Genomic DNA, 15,051 nt, shown 5'->3' on the forward strand with positions numbered 1-15,051 from the left:
GACGCGGCGTGCGTTCGTGGCTGGAGCGTCGCTCCCGTCGTGCGGCGGGTCGCCGGGGTGGGATGGGTGGGTCCGTAAGGCCGCACGGGACGCGAGGTGAGCGTCATGAGGACCCCGCCCGACTGGCTCGTCGCCCTCTCCTGGGTGTCGCTCGGCGTCGCGTTCGCGTGCGCCGGGTGGATCCTGTACGACACCTACGGGCGCGGGTGCCGTCAGCCGATGCGTGTGATGGAGGCGGTCTGGCCGGTGACCGCGCTGTACTTCGGCCCGATCGCCGTCGCCGCCTACCGCGCGTTCGGCCGCCCCGGGGCGACGAGGCGCCCGCGATGGGCGTCCACCGCGCTCGGCGTCTCCCACTGCGGCGCGGGCTGCACGCTGGGCGACGTGATCGCCGGGTTCGCCGTCTTCGCCGTCGGCGCCGAGATCGCCGGGCACAGCCTCTTCGCCGAGTACGCCGGCGACTTCACGCTCGCGCTGCTCCTCGGCATCGCGTTCCAGTACTTCGCCATCGCGCCGATGCGCGGCCTGTCGCCGCGCGCCGGGCTCGTCGCCGCCGCGAAGGCCGACGTGCTGTCGCTGACGGCCTTCGAGATCGGGCTGTTCGCCTGGATGGCGGTCCAGTACTTCGTCATCTTCCCCGCGCCGGACCACATCGCGCCGGACAGCCCGGTCTACTGGGCGGGCATGCAACTCGGCATGATCGCCGGGTTCTGCACGTCCTGGCCGGTGAACGTGTGGCTGATCAGGCGGGGCATCAAGGAAGCCATGTGACCTCGTGGCGGCCCGGTCCGACCGGGCCGGTGCCCGTGTCGGCGGGGGATCTACGATGATCGGCATGTCGCACGAGGAGCCCCCGTCTTCCGTCTGGCCGGTCCTGCACTACGACGACACGAGGGCGGCGCTGCGCTTCCTCGTGGACGTACTGGGTTTCGAGACGGCGGTCACGGCGCCGGACGAGCACGGCGGCATCGGGCACGCCGAGCTGCGCTGGCCCGGCGGTGGTGCGCTGGTGTTCGGCTCGACCAGGCACAAGGACAGCGTGCACGGGCGGATGCGGGCGGGGACCAGCGCGGTCTACGTGGTCGCCGAGGACGTGGACGCCGTCCACCGGAGGGTGTGCGACGCGGGCGGCGAGGTGCTCGAACCCCCGCACGGCACCCGCTTCGGGTCGGGCGCCGAGGCGTATCTGTGCACCGTCCGGGACCCGGAGGGCAGCCCGGGGCCCGGGTAGCAGGACGGACTGACGTCACGTCACCGTCGGGGCTCGGCTGGGTCGTTCCCCCTCCCGATGTCAGTGCGGGCCCGTAGGATCTGTCGCGGTGGTGCGGGAGACGAAGGGGGGCACACCGTGACATTCGCGCTGACGCTGGCCGATCCGGAGGGGGAGACCTTTCCCTGTCCGGCGTCCCCGGTGATCGTCCGGGCGCGGCGGCGGAGCCTGCGTGTGCGGCTCGTCTTCGTCGCGCTCCTGTGGTGCGTGTCCGGCGCGCTGCTCTCCGGGGTGACGACGGGGCTGTTCGTCGGTGAGCCGTTCGTCCCGGCGCCCGACATGGGCCCGTTCATCCCGCTGAGCACCTACCTCGTCCTGCCGATGATCGCCCTCACCGCGATGTCGGTGGCCGGGAGCGCCCAGAAGCTCATCTACGGCTACAGCACCCACATGCTCATCGGCACGAGGAGCAACAGCAACGCCCCGGCCCACGGGCTGCCCGTCAACCGCTGCACCGCCGCTGCCGGATGCCTCGCGGGCGTGGCCGTCGCGCTCGTCCTGCTGCCCTGGGGCGCGTGGGCCGACGCCGCCTGGTGGCGGCAGGCGCTCGCCGCCCTCTGCACGGTGCTGCTCGTCGTGATCGCGCTGCTCACGCTGCGCTTCGAACTGCCGCAGATACGTGTCGCCCGCGAACGACACGAGGCGGAACGGCAGCGGTTCCGCGCCGTGCTGGACGGTGGCACCCACGAGACCGCGCGCGTCACCCGTGTGGAACGCACCGGCAAATGGCTCGACGCCCTGCCCGTCTTCCTCGTCGGGCTGACCTGGCCCACCCCCGAGGGGCCGCGCGACGTGACGATACGCATCAACGAGTACCCCTGCTGGGCGCCCGTCCTCGGCAACGAGTTCGACGTCTGGTACGACCCCGGTGCGCCCGGCGACGACAGCCGCGTCCACCTGCGCCGCCGGCTCATAGGCCAGCGCTTCCCCGACAACCCCGAACGGCTGCGCGCCCCCGCCGAGGGCGACACCGGCTCAGGGCCCGTCACCCCGCGCTGGATGCCGTCCACGCCCGTGCCGGGCGGGGCAGGCGCACGCTGGTTCTACGCCGTGCTCGCCCTGCTCGGCGCCGCCGTCGCCTGCGCGGCCACCCTCCTGACACCGACCGCGTTCCCCGGCATGCCGGGCGTCGCCTGGCTCGGCATAGCCGGGGAGACCGGCGCTCTCCTCGCCAACGCCGCGCTGTGGCTCGCGCTCGCGTCGCGCCGCCCACGCTTCGCCCAGGGCGCCGACCTGGCGTGGGTGACCGCCCTGCCGTTCCTCGCCGTCTTCGGCTTCATGCCCGCCGTCATCAGCTCGGACCCCGTGTGGCTCTTCGACTTCGACCGGGACGTGGAGGTCCTCACCGTCTGGCTGTACGGCGGCATGGCCCTGGCCGCGCTGATCGCCTTCTTCCTCACCTTCACGATGATCGAGTCCTCCCACCGGATGCTCAACGCGGGCGTCAGCGCGCCGCCCGAGGAGATCGAGGAGGCCCTGCGGCACCACGAGGCGGCGCCCATCGAGCGCCTGCGCACCCGGTACGGCTACCTCGCGGGCGGCGCCAACCTCGGCTGAACGCCACGCCCGGCGGACCGCACATGTGACCGGCACGGCGGAGTGTCGGGCGTGCCTCCGCGCAAACGCCGCCCGCTGCGGCGATGGTGCCAGCGATGAACCACACCAGACGCCGATTCCTCGGCACGGCCGCCGCCCTCGGCCTGTTCGGCGCCGGATTCAGCACCGCGCGCGCCTGGGCCGCCCCCCGCTTCGCCGCCGACCCCTTCGGGCTCGGCATCGCCTCAGGCGACCCGCTGCCAGGCGGCGTCGTCCTGTGGACGCGCCTCGCCCCCGACCCGCTCGCCCTCGACGGGCGCGGCGGCATGCCGGACGGCCGGGTCGCCGTGTCCTGGCAGGTCGCCGAGGACGAACGGTTCACGCGCCTCGCCCAGCAGGGCACCGCGCAGGCCGTCCCCGAACTGGCCCACTCCGTCCACGCCGAGGTCACAGGACTCAAGCCCGGCCGCGACTACTTCTATCGCTTCCGCGTCGACGGCAGCGGCGACATCAGCCCCACGGGCCGCACCCGTACCGCCCCCGACGCGGGCGCGTCACCGGCCGCCGTCACGTTCGCGTTCGCGTCCTGCCAGTGCTGGTACGAGGGCTTCTACACCGCCTACCGGCACATGGCCGCCGAGGACCTCGACTTCGTCGTCCACCTCGGCGACTACCTCTACGAGTACGGCGTCGGCGCGAACGGCGGCGTGCGCGGCATGACGCTCGACGCGTCGTTCCAGCACGAGACGTACTCCCTCACCGACTACCGCAACCGGCACGCGCTCTACCGCCTCGACCCCGACCTCCAGGCCGCCCACCTCGCCTTCCCCTGGATCCTGACCTGGGACGACCACGAGGTGGAGAACAACTGGGCCGGGGACACCGCGCAGATCGACAAGGACGGCTTCCCCGACGACGACCCGGCGAGCTTCCGCGCGCGCAAGACGGCCGCGTTCCAGGCGTACTACGAGCACCTGCCGCTGCGGCTGCCGCAGAAGCCCACCGGCTCGTCCGCGCAGCTCTACCGGCGCCTCGCGTTCGGCGACCTGCTCGGTCTGCACGTCCTCGACACCCGCTCGTACCGCGACGACCAGGTCTGCGGCGACGGCACCAAGCCCGGCTGCGACGCCGAACGCTCCGACCCGGCCCGTACGATGCTCGGCCCCGGCCAGGAACGCTGGCTGCTCGACGGCCTCGAAGCCTCCGGCGCGCGGTGGAACGTCCTCGCCAACCAGACGCTCGTCGCCCAGGTCGACCACGACCCCGACCCGGCGGTGGTCTCCTCGGGGCTCGACATGTGGGACGGCTACGCCGCCGCCCGCGACCGGCTCCTCGGCGGCATGCACCGGCGCGGCGTCAGCAACCCCGTCGTCCTCACCGGCGACATCCACCGCAGCGTCGTCGCCGACCTGAAGCTCGACTTCGACGACCCGGACTCGCCCGTGGTCGCCACCGAGTTCGCCGGGACGTCCGTCAGCTCGGGCGGGGACGGGACGGCGATGGACACGTTCGGCTTCGACTGGATGGCCCCCGGCGTCAACCCGCACCTGAAGTGGCACAACTCCCAGCGCGGCTACACCGTCTGCCGGGCCAGTGAGGCCGACTTCACGGCCGACTACCGCGTGCTGCCGTACGTCAGCAGCCCCGGCTCGGGCGTCACGACGCCCGCGCGCTTCGTCGTGGAGGACGGGCGGCCGGGCGCGCAGCAGGCCTGACCCGGCGCGCGGTCCCGCCGGGGCCGCGCGCCGTTCAGGACGCCAGGAACGCCGCCGTGACGTCCGGCAGCCGCGCCGGGTCGGCCAGCACGTCGATCGCGGCGATCCGTCCGCCCGTGACCGTGAACGCCATGACGGACAGCGGCCGCCCCCGGTGCGCGACGACCACACCGGCCGCCCCGTTGACCAGCGCCGGGCGCACCGCCTCCGCCAGCGCCCGGAACATGACCGCCTGCCCCGCGACCTCCTTCGCGCCCCGCAGCACCACCGCACGCCCCCCGCGCGCCGCGCCGTTGTCCGACCGCAGCACCACGTCGGGCGCCAGCACCGCGAGCAGCGCCTCCAGGTCGCCGTCCCGCGTGGCGGCGAAGAACGCGTCCACCGCCGCACGCTGCCGCGCCCGGTCGGGGTCCGGCACCGGCGCCCCGTCCCGCACGCGGCGCCGCGCCCGGCTCGCGAGCTGCCGCGCCGCCGCCGGGGACCGCTCCACCAGCGGCGCGATCACGTCGAACGGCACGGCGAACATGTCGTGCAGCACGAACGCGACGCGCTCCGCGGGCTCCAGCGTCTCCAGCACCACCATCAGCGCCAGCCCCACCGCGTCGGCCAGCAGCGCCGCCCCCTCGGGATCGCCGTCCGGGGCGCCGATCAGGGGATCGGGCAGGTGAACGCCGAGCGGTTCCTCGGGGTGCCGCTCCCGCGACCGCAGCACGTTGAGGCAGACGCGGGCCACGACCGTCGTCAGCCAGGCGGCGAGGTTGCGCACCTCGCCCGGCTTCACGCGCCCGAGCCGCAGCCACGACTCCTGCACCGCGTCGTCCGCCTCGCTCAGCGAGCCGAGCATCCGGTACGCGACCGAACGCAGACGCGGACGTTCCGCCTCGAAACGGACCGCGAGCGCACTTTCTCCGTCCACCGTGTCACACATCTTCCTTCCGGGGTGTCGTCACTGTAGATCCCTTCACCAGCACCTCGGGAGGAACCATGACCGCGCCCATCCTCGTCACCGGCGGCACCGGCACCCTCGGCCGGCACGTGGTGCCGCGCCTGCGGGCGGCCGGGCACGAGGTCCGCGTCCTCACCCGGCACGCGCGCCCCCCGGAGGACGGCGTCACGTACGTCACCGGCGACCTGGCCGCGGGCACCGGCGCGGCGGCGGCCGTCGAGGGCGTCACGACCGTCCTGCACCTCGCGGGCGACGCCAAGAACAACGAGGCCGTGACGCGCCACATCGCCACCGTCGCGTCGGCGGCCGGGGTGAAGCACCTGGTCAACATCTCGGTCACCGCCGCGGAACACCTCCCGCTCGGCTACTTCCGCTCGAAGCTCGCCGCCGAGGAGATCCTCGCCGCGTCGGGCGTGCCGTGGACGAACCTGCGGGCCGCGCAGTTCCACGACTTCGTGCTGAACGCCTTCCGCCCCATGGGCAAGCTGCCCGTCTTCCCCGCCCCGCGCGCCGTGCGCCTCCAGCCGGTGGACGCGCGGGACGTCGCCGACCGGCTCGTGGAACTGGCGGGCGGCGCGCCGGACGGACACGTCCGCGACCTCGTCGGGCCGCGCGAGTACACCATGGCCGACCTGGCACGCGGCTACCTCGCGGCCCGCGGCAAGCGGCGGCCCCTGCTGCCGGTGCCCTTCCCCGGTGCGGCGGGCCGCGCCTACCGGGCGGGCGCCAACCTGTCGCTCGACGGCGCCGACCGGGGCACCAGGACATGGGAGGAGTTTCTCGCCGAACGGCCGTGGTGACGCGCGCGGCCCGCGTTCGCGCCGGGCGGAACGGCCACGGGGGGCCGCTCCGCCCGGCTGCTCCTACCCTGAGGGGGTGAGCAGCGACGCAGCCGACCCGGTCCTCCGTCCCTCCTCCCCGCCGGTGCCGCCCCCGGCCAGGGAGCCGCTGTGGCGCGACGTCGTCGGCGACGTCCTGCGCCGCGAACGCCGCGCCCAGGAACGGACCCTGAAGGACGTCGCCGAGCGCGCCCGCATCTCCATGCCCTACCTCTCCGAGATCGAGCGCGGGCGCAAGGAGGCGTCCTCCGAGGTCCTGGCCGCCGCCGCCCGCGCCCTCGGCCTGACGCTGGCCGAACTCCTCGCGCTCGTCCACCGCGAGATCATCCGCCTCGCGCCGCCCCGGCCGGACGAACGGCGGCGCGCGGCCACCTCGTTCACCACCCTGCGCGCACGCCCGCTTGGCCGGGGCGACGTACGGCTCGCTGCCTGAGCGGCGCGCTCAGACGGCGGCGGGCCTGCGCCGGCTCAGCACATGGTCGGCCAGCCCGTACGCCACCGCCTCCTCCGCCGTGAACACACGGTCCCGGTCGGTGTCCGCGCGCAGCCGCGCCACGTCGTGCCCGGTGTGCCGCGACAGCACCTCCTCGACCTGCGCCCTGATGCGCAGCATCTCCTTGGCCTGCACGCGCAGATCGGCGACCGTGCCGCGCTGCCCGCCGCTCTGCGGCTGGCCGAGCAGGACGCGCGCGTGCTCCAGGACGATCCGCCGCCCCGGATCGCCCGCCGCCAGCAGCACCGCCGCCGTGGACGCGGCCTGCCCGACGCAGATCGTGGAGATGGGCGAGGTGACGTACGACATCGTGTCGTAGATGGCCATCAGCGACGTGTACGAGCCGCCGGGGGAGTTGATGTAGACGGCGATCTCGCGGTCGGGGTTGTCGGACTCCAGGTGGATCAGCTGCGCGATGACGACGTTGGCCACGCCGTCGTCGATCTCGGTGCCGAGGAAGATGACCCGCTCGGACAGCAGCCGGCTGAAGACGTCGAACGCGCGCTCGCCCGACGACGTGCGCTCCACCACCGTGGGGATCGTGTACTGGCTCATCAGAAACCCGCCCTCCGCTGCGCCGTGCCGGGACGGATGTCGTCCATCGACACCACCACCTTGTCGACCATCCCGTACTCCCTCGCCTGCTCCGCCGTGAACCAGCGGTCCCGGTCGCTGTCCCGCGCGATGACCTCCTCGCTCTGACCGGTGTGCTCCGCGATCAGGCGCTCCATCGTGGACTTGGTGAACTCCAGGTTCTCCGCCTGGATCGCGATGTCCGACGTGCTGCCGCCGATGCCCGCGCTCGGCTGGTGCATCATCACGCGGGCGTTCGGCAGCGCGTACCGCTTCCCCGGCGCCCCCACGGTCAGCAGGAACTGGCCCATGCTGCCCGCGAACCCCATGGCGAGCGTCGCCACGTCGTTGGGGATCAGCCGCATCGTGTCGTAGATGGCGAGCCCGGCCGTGACGGAGCCGCCGGGGGAGTTGATGCACAGGGTGATGTCGGCGCGGGGATTCTCGGCGGACAGGAGCAGGAGCTGCGTGCAGATGCGGTTGGCCGAGACCTCGTCCACCTGCGTGCCGAGGAAGATGATGCGCCGGGTCAGGAGCTGCTCGGCGAGATGGTCGTCGAAACGCGTCGGAGCCGTCTCGTCATCGGCCGCGCGCGGGGGGACGTACAGGTGTGGGGCTGGCGTCATGGGCCGGTCCTCCGTTCGAGAAGCTGTCCCCACCACCCTCGGCCCGGCCACCCCCCGCACGAAGCAATCTCTCCCCTCGGCAGATCAGCCGACAGCAGAGCCCGCCCACCGCTCAGGGAATACGGCTGCTCAGGCCGGGTGGGGGATGAAGGACACGTACGTGTCGTCCGGGTCGACCGACATGTCGAGCTTTGCGTCCAGGGCGGCCGAAAGCGTGCGGAGCAAGGGGAGGGTGGGGGGCGTGGCCCCGCCTTCGAGGCGTTCGATGTCGTCCGGGGACAGGCCGGTACGCTCCGCCAGCGTCGTGTGGTCCAAGCCCAGGGCGGTGCGCCGGTCGTGGACCGCCTGCCCCAGGGCGAGCGCGGCGCCCGCCTCGACGTAGGCGGGGTCAGGGCGGTACGCCGCGGGGATCGTCCACGGCGTGCGGTAGCCCGCGCTCACGGCAGCTCCTCGACGGTCCGGTGGGGAGATGCCCCCGGCCCGGCCCGTACCTCTGGTTCTGCCTCGATCCCGTAGCGCTCCCGCACAGCCGCCAAGGTAGGCGGAGGCACGGGAGCCGGGGGTGGATTGCGCGGTGCTTCGCCCGTTCGGGGGACCCCCGCCGCAAGTGGGGGTCAGCGGGTGTGTGTCGGCAGGCCCACGGGGCACGAGAGGCCTGTGCCGCCCAGGCCGCAGTAGCCGGCTGGGTTCTTGTCCAGGTACTGCTGGTGGTAGCCCTCGGCCGGGTAGAACGTGTGGTCGGCGGCGGGGTGGATCTCCGTCGTGATCGCGCTGTAGCCGGACTGCTCCAGTACGCGCTGATACGCCGCGCGCGACGCCTCGGCGGCGGCCTGCTGGCGTGGCGAGTGGGTGTGGATCGCCGAGCGGTACTGCGTGCCTATGTCGTTGCCCTGCCGGAAGCCCTGCGTCGGGTCGTGCGACTCCCAGAACACCTTCAGCAGGTCCTCGTACGACACCACGTCCGGGTCGAAGACGACGCGGACCGTCTCGGTGTGCCCGGTCAGGCCGCTGCACACCTCCTCGTACGTGGGGTGCGGGGTGAGGCCGCCCTGGTAGCCGGCCAGCGTCGTCCACACGCCCGGCGTCCGGTAGAAGCGCCGCTCGGCGCCCCAGAAGCAGCCGAGGGCGAAGTCCGCCGTCTCCAGGCCCTCCGGGTGGGGGCCGGCCAGCGGCGTGCCGAGGACGGTGTGGGTCCCCGGTACGCCGGACAGCGGTTCGTCGCGGCCCGGCAGAGCCTCCTCCGGGGTGGGGAGGCGGTTCTTGTGTGCCCGCGTGTACAGCATGGTGGTCCACTCGCTCCTTGCGTGGCGCTCCGGTCGGCTTTCTGTTCTATTGTCGCGCGATCGCGAGGGCGCGGAACGCCGTGTACTCCCGCACGGGCTCCCCGCCCGCCACCCACGGCATCGCGCCCACGTACCCGTCCACCGCGCGCACCTGCTCCGCCGCCTCCGGGTACCGCTCCGCGCGCACGAGAAACCACAGCAGCAGATGCCGCACGTGCGGCGCCATCGGGTGGTCGGCGGGCGCCGCGTTCAGGGCGAACTGCGCCCCCTCGATCGCGTCCCCGATCACCGCGCCCTGGAACATGCCCGGCGAGTGCTGCATGTCGGGCAGGTGGTTGTACACCGCGAACAGCGGCAGCGCCGGGAGCAGGCTGCCAGGCCCCGCCGCACCCGCCGCCGCCCGCGCGAAGCCCTCCGCGTCCGCCCGCGACCCGTGCCACTGCTCCGACAGGTACGAGATCGCCGCGATGTGCGCCCCCATGTGCTGCGGCGCCCGCGCCGCGAGCCCGGCCCACAGCGCGTCGAAGTCCTGGCGGCCGCCGAGTCCGCGCGCCGCGTAGAGGTTGATGATGCCCGGCACCGGGTCGTCCGCCGGGGCCAGCCGCGACGCCTCGGCGCACACCGCCGCGGCCTCCTCCAGGATCACCCGCCGCTCGCCCGCCGCCCCGTCGCGCAGCGCCTCCCACACGAGGAACTGCGCGTACAGCTCCGCGCCCCCCGCCTCCTCCGGCTCCTGCGCGCGCCACATGCGCAGCCAGCCCGCGTCCGTGCCCTGGCCGGTCGCGCGGTGCCGCGCCAGCTCCAGGGAAGCCGCCCCGGCGAGCGACTGGACGCGCTGCCAGCGCAGCTCGGGCTCGTCCGTCAGCGCCAGCAGCTTGCCCACCGGGCGCCAGTCCTGCGTGCGCTGCGTCTCCTCCAGGGCGGCGATCAGGTCGTCGTCGGGGCCCGGCAGGCGTACGTCGAGCTGGTCGGCGGGCACGAGGCCGCCCTCGTGGCCCGTGTCGGCGTGGCCGGCGTGGTCCGCCTTGTCGAACGAGACGGGGCCCGGCCGCCGCGTCATGGCGTCCGCCGTCGCGGCGGCCCGTTCGAGATCCTGGCGTTCCCTGCGCCTGCGCAGCGCGGGCATCACCACGACGCCGAAGATCACGGCGATCGCGAACAGCAACATCAGGGCTTCCATGGCGGTGGCGGCTCTCCGTCGTCGTTGTGGACAGTCCTCAGTGCGGTGTGCGCGGCGGCGTGCACGGCTCGCGGCGCACGGACTCCACCGTACGGCCCACTACCGTGGTGCCATGAACGAGCAGCACAGCGCGGAACGCTTCGAGACGCTGGCCATCCACGCCGGGCAGGAACCCGACCCCGTCACCGGCGCCGTCGTCCCGCCGATCCACCAGGTGTCCACCTTCAAGCAGGACGGCGTCGGAGGGCTGCGCGGCGGCTACGAGTACAGCCGCTCCGCCAACCCCACCCGCACCGCCCTGGAGGTGAACCTCGCCGCGCTCGAGGGCGGTACGCGCGGCCTCGCGTTCGCCTCGGGGCTGGCCGCGGAGGACTGCCTGCTGCGGACCGTGCTGCGGCCCGGTGACCACGTGGTCCTGCCGGACGACGCGTACGGCGGCACGTTCCGGCTGATCACGAAGGTCGTGGAGCGGTGGGGCGTCGCCTGGTCCGTCGCCGACACCGGCGACCCGGCGTCCGTACGGGCGGCGCTGCGGCCGGAGACGAAGGTCGTGTGGGTCGAGACGCCGTCGAACCCGCTGCTCGGCATCACCGACATCGCGCTCGTGGCGGAGATCACGCGCTCGGCGGGCGCGCGGCTCGTCGTGGACAACACCTTCGCCAGCCCGTACCTGCAGCAGCCGCTGGCGCTGGGCGCCGACGTCGTCGTGCACTCGACCACCAAGTACCTCGGCGGCCACTCCGACGTCGTGGGCGGCGCGCTCGTGACGGCGGACAAGGGCCTCGCCGACGAGCTGGCCTTCCACCAGAACGCGATGGGCGCGGTCGCCGGGCCGTTCGACTCGTGGCTGGTGATGCGCGGCATCAAGACGCTCGCCGTCCGCATGGACCGGCACAGCGCGAACGCCGCCCGCGTCGTCGAGATGCTGACCGCGCACCGCGCCGTCACCCAGGTGCTCTACCCGGGGCTGCCCGAGCACCCGGGGCACGAGACGGCGGCGAAGCAGATGCGGGACTTCGGCGGCATGGTGTCGTTCCGCGTCGCGGGCGGCGAGGAGGCGGCGGTCGCGGTGTGCGACCGTACGCGGGTCTTCACGCTGGGCGAGTCGCTCGGCGGCGTCGAGTCGCTGATCGAGCACCCCGGGCGGATGACGCACGCGTCGGCGGCCGGTTCGGCCCTGGAGGTGCCCGGCGACCTGGTGCGGCTGTCCGTGGGCATCGAGGCCGTGGACGATCTGCTGGAGGACCTGGCGCGGGCGCTCGGCTGACACGCCCCGCCCATGACCCCGCCCGCCCCTCCCCGGGCGGGGTAACGCCCGCTGTGCCCCGGAACAACAAGGGGTGAACGGGGACGTGGCCGTGGCGAGGGAGACGCACTGTGACGCGGGTGCTGGTCATCGATGGCGGGGACGGACGCGGCGACGCCCTGGTGGCCCTGATGCGGCGGGAGACGTACGAGGTCGTCACCGTCGGGTCGGGGCGCGCCGGGCTGGCGGCGTTCGACCGGTGGCGGCCCGACATCGTGCTGCTCGACTCCGCGCTTCCCGACGCGCCGGGCATCGACGTGTGCCGGAGCCTGCTGACGCGGGCGGGCGGCGCCGGGCTGATCGTCCTGAGCGCCGCGGCCGACGACGACGACGAGACGGAGCGCGTCGTCGGCCTGGAGCTGGGCGCGGACGACTACGTGGGGGCGCTCTGCTCGCCCCGGGAACTGCTCGCGCGGGTCCGCGCGGTGCTGCGGCGGCGCAGGGAGTACGGGGCGGACCGGGAGCAGTCGTCCGTGCTGGAGGCGGGGCCGGTCCGGGTGGACGTCGAGCGGCACGTGGTCGTGGTCGCGGGGCGGCGGACGGAGCTGCCGCTGCGGGAGTTCGACCTGCTCACGCTGCTGCTGCGGAACGAGGGGCGCGTCGTCACCAGGCCGCAGCTGATGGACCGGGTCTGGGGCGTGGACTACGTGGGGGACACCAAGACGCTCGACGTCCACGTGAAGCGGCTGCGGGAGAAGATCGAGCCGGTCCCCTCGCAGCCGCGGTACCTGCTGACCGTGCGGGGCGTCGGCTACAAGATGGTGGCTTCCTGACCAGGGCCTGCGAGGAGCAGCCACACCCGGCGGGCCCTCGGGTCCACGGCGCTGGTCGTCACCGCCAGCTCGTCACCGGGCTCCACCCGCGGCAGCTCCCCCCACCAGACGGCCGGTACGAGCCCCTCCACGCCGCACGGGAGCAGGACGCGGATGCCGGACGGCGCGACCCGCGTCACCCGGCCCGTGAAGCGCGCGCCGAGCCGTTCCGCCAGCCAGGGCAGCGGGTCGGGGCGCAGGGCGCGCCGCGACAGGGACACCAGGCCGCGCTCCGCGTCGACGCGCAGCACCTGCACGGTGACCCGCTCCCGCACGCACACGGTCCCGGCCGGGTCGCCGCACGGCGTCCACGCCAGCTCGGGGACCCTGATCAGGCCGAGGGCGGGGCCGGGCGGCTGGCCGTCCAGCACCACGGACGCGCCGGACGGCGCCAGGGCCGTCACCGTCCCGCCGTGCACCGCGCCCAGGCGCAGGCCCCGCAGGAACGCCCCCGCCTCCGTCGCCACCACAGGCTGCCGGCTACGCGGGCGGGCGGTCGCTGTCGGTGGCGACGGGCGCGCGCCCGGTCGCCGGGGCGTTCTGCCAGTCGCCGATCGCCGCGTTGAACCGCGTCAGCAGCACGGTGAAGTCGGTGCGCTGCTCCGGCGTCCAGTCCTCCGTCAGCAGCGACATCAGCTGCCGCCGCGACGCCCTGACCTCCTCCAGGCGCGCGCCCCCCGCGTCCGACAGCCGCAGGACGACGGCCCGCCCGTCGTCCGGGTCGGCGTCGCGCAGCACGAGCCCCGCGTCCACGAGCGGCGCGACCTGCCGGGTGACCGTCGAGGAGTCGATGCCCATCCCGGCGGCGAGCGCCTTCACACCGGTGGGCCCGTTCTGGTCCAGCCTGCTGAGCAGCAGGTACGCGGCGCGGTCCATGGCGCCCCTGGCCGGTCCCGAGCCCGCCAGCCTGGTCTGCTCGGCGCGGCGGGCGAAGACGGCGACCTGGTGCTGGAGCGCGTCGAGCAGGATCGGGTCGGCGACCTCCCGGGGGAGGGGCGCTGATGCGGTGTCGTCAGGCGTCATGGTCCGGGTCTCGGGTCCGTCTCTCGAACGCGCGGGGTCGCGCGGGCGCGGGGGAGGGGCGTGCGGAAGGGCTATCCGCGGCCGAGCCACAGCGTACTTGGCGGCGCCGACAGGCGGGCCGTCAATGAGCCAACCCGTCAGGCCCTTCCGGCTCCCGGCCTGCGACACTGGCGGCATGCCCGTGAAAGACCACCGGCCCGCGCCGGGCCCGGACGACGTCCTGGCCGCCAGGCGGACCCTCGCCGGGGTCGCCCGGGTGACGGCGCTGGAGAGCAGCCGCTACCTGACCCGGCTCGTGGGCGCGCCCGTCCACCTCAAGTGCGAGAACCTGCAGCGCACCGGCTCGTTCAAACTGCGCGGCGCCTACACCCGTATCGCCGGGCTCACCGCGGAGGAACGGGCGCGCGGGGTCGTCGCGGCCAGCGCGGGCAACCACGCGCAGGGCGTCGCGCTGGCGGCGTCGCTGCTCGGTGTGGAGTCCACGGTGTTCATGCCCGTGGGCGCCCCGCTGCCGAAGATCGCGGCGACGCGGGAGTACGGCGCGCAGGTGCGGATGACCGGTCAGGTCGTGGACGAGACACTCGCGGCGGCGCAGGAGCACGCGGAACGGACGGGCGCCGTCTTCATCCACCCCTTCGACCACCCGGACGTGGTCGCGGGGCAGGGGACGCTTGGCCTGGAGATCCTGGAGCAGTGTCCCGAGGTGGGGACGATCGTGCTGGGCATCGGCGGCGGGGGACTGGCGGCGGGTGTGGCGCTCGCGGTGAAGTCGGTACGGCCCGACGTGCGGGTGATCGGGGTGCAGGCGGCGGGGTCCGCCGCGTACCCGGCGTCGCTTGCGGCGGGGCGCCCTGTGGCGCTGGACAGTGTGGCCACCATGGCGGACGGCATGAAGGTGGCCAGGCCGGGTGACGTGCCGTTCCGCATCGTCGCCGACCTGGTGGACGAGGTGCGCACGGTGAGCGAGGACCAGCTGTCGGCCGCGCTGGTGCTGTGCCTCGAACGGGCCAAGATGGTCGTGGAACCCGCCGGTGCCAGCCCGGTGGCGGCGCTGCTGTCGGCGCCCGGGACGTTCGGGGACCGGCCGGTCGTCGCCGTGCTGTCCGGGGGGAACGTCGATCCGCTCGTCCTCCAGCGCACGCTGCGGCACGGCATGGCCGCGGCGGGCCGCTACCTGTCGCTGCGCCTCACCGTGCCCGACCGGCCCGGGGCGCTCGCCGCGCTGCTCGCGGAACTGTCCGTGGCGGACGCGAACGTCCTCGCCGTCAACCACCTGCGGACCGACCCGCGCCTGGCGCTGGGCGACGCGGAGGTGGAGGTGCAGCTGGAGACGCAGGGCCAGGACCACTGCGCGCAGCTCACGGCGGCCCTGACGGCGGCGGGCTACCGCGTCCTGAACTGACACAGCCTGGACTGACGCGCCCCCCGCACCGGGGCGCCGTCGCCGTG

General features: G+C 74.1%; 17 protein-coding genes. 9 read left to right on the forward strand and 8 right to left on the reverse strand.

Annotated elements, in window-relative coordinates; translation table 11 throughout:
• The first annotated feature begins 105 nt into the window (after positions 1 to 105).
• The 4 genes from ACIBPC_RS00100 (at position 106) to ACIBPC_RS00115 (ending at position 4,521) form a co-directional block, all read left to right on the forward strand.
• Positions 106 to 771: a DUF4396 domain-containing protein gene (locus ACIBPC_RS00100; RefSeq protein WP_398840174.1), complete on the forward strand. Its 666-nt coding sequence runs from the start codon at positions 106 to 108 to the stop codon at positions 769 to 771.
• 64 nt (positions 772 to 835) lie between these two features.
• Positions 836 to 1,231: a VOC family protein gene (locus tag ACIBPC_RS00105; protein WP_398840176.1), complete on the forward strand. Its 396-nt coding sequence runs from the start codon at positions 836 to 838 to the stop codon at positions 1,229 to 1,231.
• Between the two features lie 117 nt (positions 1,232 to 1,348).
• On the forward strand, positions 1,349 to 2,827 hold the full coding sequence (locus ACIBPC_RS00110) for a hypothetical protein (RefSeq protein WP_398840178.1): 1,479 nt from the start codon (positions 1,349 to 1,351) through the stop codon (positions 2,825 to 2,827).
• A gap of 95 nt (positions 2,828 to 2,922) precedes the next feature.
• Positions 2,923 to 4,521: an alkaline phosphatase D family protein gene (locus tag ACIBPC_RS00115; protein ID WP_398840180.1), complete on the forward strand. Its 1,599-nt coding sequence runs from the start codon at positions 2,923 to 2,925 to the stop codon at positions 4,519 to 4,521.
• A gap of 34 nt (positions 4,522 to 4,555) precedes the next feature.
• Here ACIBPC_RS00115 and ACIBPC_RS00120 read toward each other — a convergent pair whose 3' ends face one another.
• On the reverse strand, positions 4,556 to 5,437 hold the full coding sequence (locus tag ACIBPC_RS00120) for a sigma factor (RefSeq protein ID WP_398840182.1): 882 nt from the start codon (positions 5,435 to 5,437) through the stop codon (positions 4,556 to 4,558).
• 68 nt (positions 5,438 to 5,505) lie between these two features.
• Between ACIBPC_RS00120 and ACIBPC_RS00125 the strand changes: the two genes are divergently transcribed.
• Together ACIBPC_RS00125 and ACIBPC_RS00130 are read left to right on the forward strand one after the other, a co-directional pair.
• Positions 5,506 to 6,267, forward strand: a complete 762-nt coding sequence (locus ACIBPC_RS00125; protein WP_398840184.1) for an SDR family oxidoreductase — start codon at positions 5,506 to 5,508, stop codon at positions 6,265 to 6,267.
• 76 nt (positions 6,268 to 6,343) lie between these two features.
• Positions 6,344 to 6,739, forward strand: a complete 396-nt coding sequence (locus ACIBPC_RS00130; RefSeq protein WP_398840186.1) for a helix-turn-helix domain-containing protein — start codon at positions 6,344 to 6,346, stop codon at positions 6,737 to 6,739.
• A gap of 9 nt (positions 6,740 to 6,748) precedes the next feature.
• On the opposite strand, the gene ACIBPC_RS00135 is transcribed toward ACIBPC_RS00130, so the two are convergent.
• The 5 genes from ACIBPC_RS00135 to ACIBPC_RS00155 all read right to left on the reverse strand — a co-directional run bounded on the left by ACIBPC_RS00135 (position 6,749) and on the right by ACIBPC_RS00155 (position 10,449).
• A complete protein-coding gene (locus ACIBPC_RS00135; RefSeq protein WP_362966287.1) occupies positions 6,749 to 7,354 on the reverse strand; it encodes an ATP-dependent Clp protease proteolytic subunit in 606 nt (201 codons plus the stop codon).
• The gene (locus ACIBPC_RS00140) at positions 7,354 to 7,998 is read right to left on the reverse strand and encodes a ClpP family protease (RefSeq protein WP_398840187.1); all 645 of its coding nucleotides are present in this window, start codon (positions 7,996 to 7,998) and stop codon (positions 7,354 to 7,356) included. Before ACIBPC_RS00140 ends, ACIBPC_RS00135 begins: the two co-directional genes overlap by 1 nt.
• Positions 7,999 to 8,127: 129 nt before the next feature.
• Positions 8,128 to 8,439: a helix-turn-helix domain-containing protein gene (locus ACIBPC_RS00145; RefSeq protein ID WP_398840189.1), complete on the reverse strand. Its 312-nt coding sequence runs from the start codon at positions 8,437 to 8,439 to the stop codon at positions 8,128 to 8,130.
• A 173-nt stretch (positions 8,440 to 8,612) separates the two neighbouring features.
• On the reverse strand, positions 8,613 to 9,281 hold the full coding sequence (gene msrA / locus ACIBPC_RS00150; RefSeq protein WP_398840191.1) for a peptide-methionine (S)-S-oxide reductase MsrA: 669 nt from the start codon (positions 9,279 to 9,281) through the stop codon (positions 8,613 to 8,615).
• 46 nt (positions 9,282 to 9,327) lie between these two features.
• A complete protein-coding gene (locus tag ACIBPC_RS00155) occupies positions 9,328 to 10,449 on the reverse strand; it encodes a hypothetical protein (protein WP_398840193.1) in 1,122 nt (373 codons plus the stop codon).
• A gap of 124 nt (positions 10,450 to 10,573) precedes the next feature.
• Here ACIBPC_RS00155 and ACIBPC_RS00160 point away from each other — a divergent pair, with 124 nt between their 5' ends.
• On the forward strand, positions 10,574 to 11,728 hold the full coding sequence (locus tag ACIBPC_RS00160) for a cystathionine gamma-synthase (protein ID WP_362966271.1): 1,155 nt from the start codon (positions 10,574 to 10,576) through the stop codon (positions 11,726 to 11,728).
• 110 nt (positions 11,729 to 11,838) lie between these two features.
• Positions 11,839 to 12,540: a response regulator transcription factor gene (locus tag ACIBPC_RS00165; RefSeq protein WP_398840195.1), complete on the forward strand. Its 702-nt coding sequence runs from the start codon at positions 11,839 to 11,841 to the stop codon at positions 12,538 to 12,540.
• On the opposite strand, the gene ACIBPC_RS00170 is transcribed toward ACIBPC_RS00165, so the two are convergent.
• Positions 12,519 to 13,049, reverse strand: a complete 531-nt coding sequence (locus ACIBPC_RS00170) for a S1 RNA-binding domain-containing protein (protein ID WP_398840197.1) — start codon at positions 13,047 to 13,049, stop codon at positions 12,519 to 12,521. The two genes, ACIBPC_RS00165 and ACIBPC_RS00170, sit on opposite strands and share 22 nt — an antisense overlap.
• A 10-nt stretch (positions 13,050 to 13,059) precedes the next feature.
• Positions 13,060 to 13,602 (reverse strand): MarR family winged helix-turn-helix transcriptional regulator, encoded by a 543-nt coding sequence (locus tag ACIBPC_RS00175; RefSeq protein WP_398840199.1) that lies wholly within the window; start codon positions 13,600 to 13,602, stop codon positions 13,060 to 13,062.
• A 175-nt stretch (positions 13,603 to 13,777) separates the two neighbouring features.
• Between ACIBPC_RS00175 and ilvA the strand changes: the two genes are divergently transcribed.
• On the forward strand, positions 13,778 to 15,004 hold the full coding sequence (ilvA, locus tag ACIBPC_RS00180) for a threonine ammonia-lyase (protein WP_362966263.1): 1,227 nt from the start codon (positions 13,778 to 13,780) through the stop codon (positions 15,002 to 15,004).
• Positions 15,005 to 15,051 lie beyond the last annotated feature (47 nt).

Source organism: Streptomyces sp. NPDC049879 (assembly GCF_044461265.1).
Taxonomy (GTDB): Bacteria; Actinomycetota; Actinomycetes; order Streptomycetales; family Streptomycetaceae; genus Streptomyces.

Bases quoted from the DNA above. Each gene is read 5' to 3' on its own strand.
- ACIBPC_RS00155 (WP_398840193.1), bottom strand. From the start codon at position 10,449: ATGTTGCTGTTCGCGATCGCCGTGATCTTCGGCGTCGTGGTGATGCCC.
- ACIBPC_RS00175 (WP_398840199.1), bottom strand. From the start codon at position 13,602: ATGACGCCTGACGACACCGCATCAGCGCCCCTCCCCCGGGAGGTCGCC.
- ACIBPC_RS00140 (WP_398840187.1), bottom strand. From the start codon at position 7,998: ATGACGCCAGCCCCACACCTGTACGTCCCCCCGCGCGCGGCCGATGAC.
- ACIBPC_RS00115 (WP_398840180.1), top strand. From the start codon at position 2,923: ATGAACCACACCAGACGCCGATTCCTCGGCACGGCCGCCGCCCTCGGC.
- ACIBPC_RS00125 (WP_398840184.1), top strand. From the start codon at position 5,506: ATGACCGCGCCCATCCTCGTCACCGGCGGCACCGGCACCCTCGGCCGG.
- ACIBPC_RS00160 (WP_362966271.1), top strand. From the start codon at position 10,574: ATGAACGAGCAGCACAGCGCGGAACGCTTCGAGACGCTGGCCATCCAC.
- ACIBPC_RS00135 (WP_362966287.1), bottom strand. From the start codon at position 7,354: ATGAGCCAGTACACGATCCCCACGGTGGTGGAGCGCACGTCGTCGGGC.
- ACIBPC_RS00105 (WP_398840176.1), top strand. From the start codon at position 836: ATGTCGCACGAGGAGCCCCCGTCTTCCGTCTGGCCGGTCCTGCACTAC.
- ACIBPC_RS00100 (WP_398840174.1), top strand. From the start codon at position 106: ATGAGGACCCCGCCCGACTGGCTCGTCGCCCTCTCCTGGGTGTCGCTC.
- ilvA (WP_362966263.1), top strand. From the start codon at position 13,778: ATGCCCGTGAAAGACCACCGGCCCGCGCCGGGCCCGGACGACGTCCTG.
- msrA (WP_398840191.1), bottom strand. From the start codon at position 9,281: ATGCTGTACACGCGGGCACACAAGAACCGCCTCCCCACCCCGGAGGAG.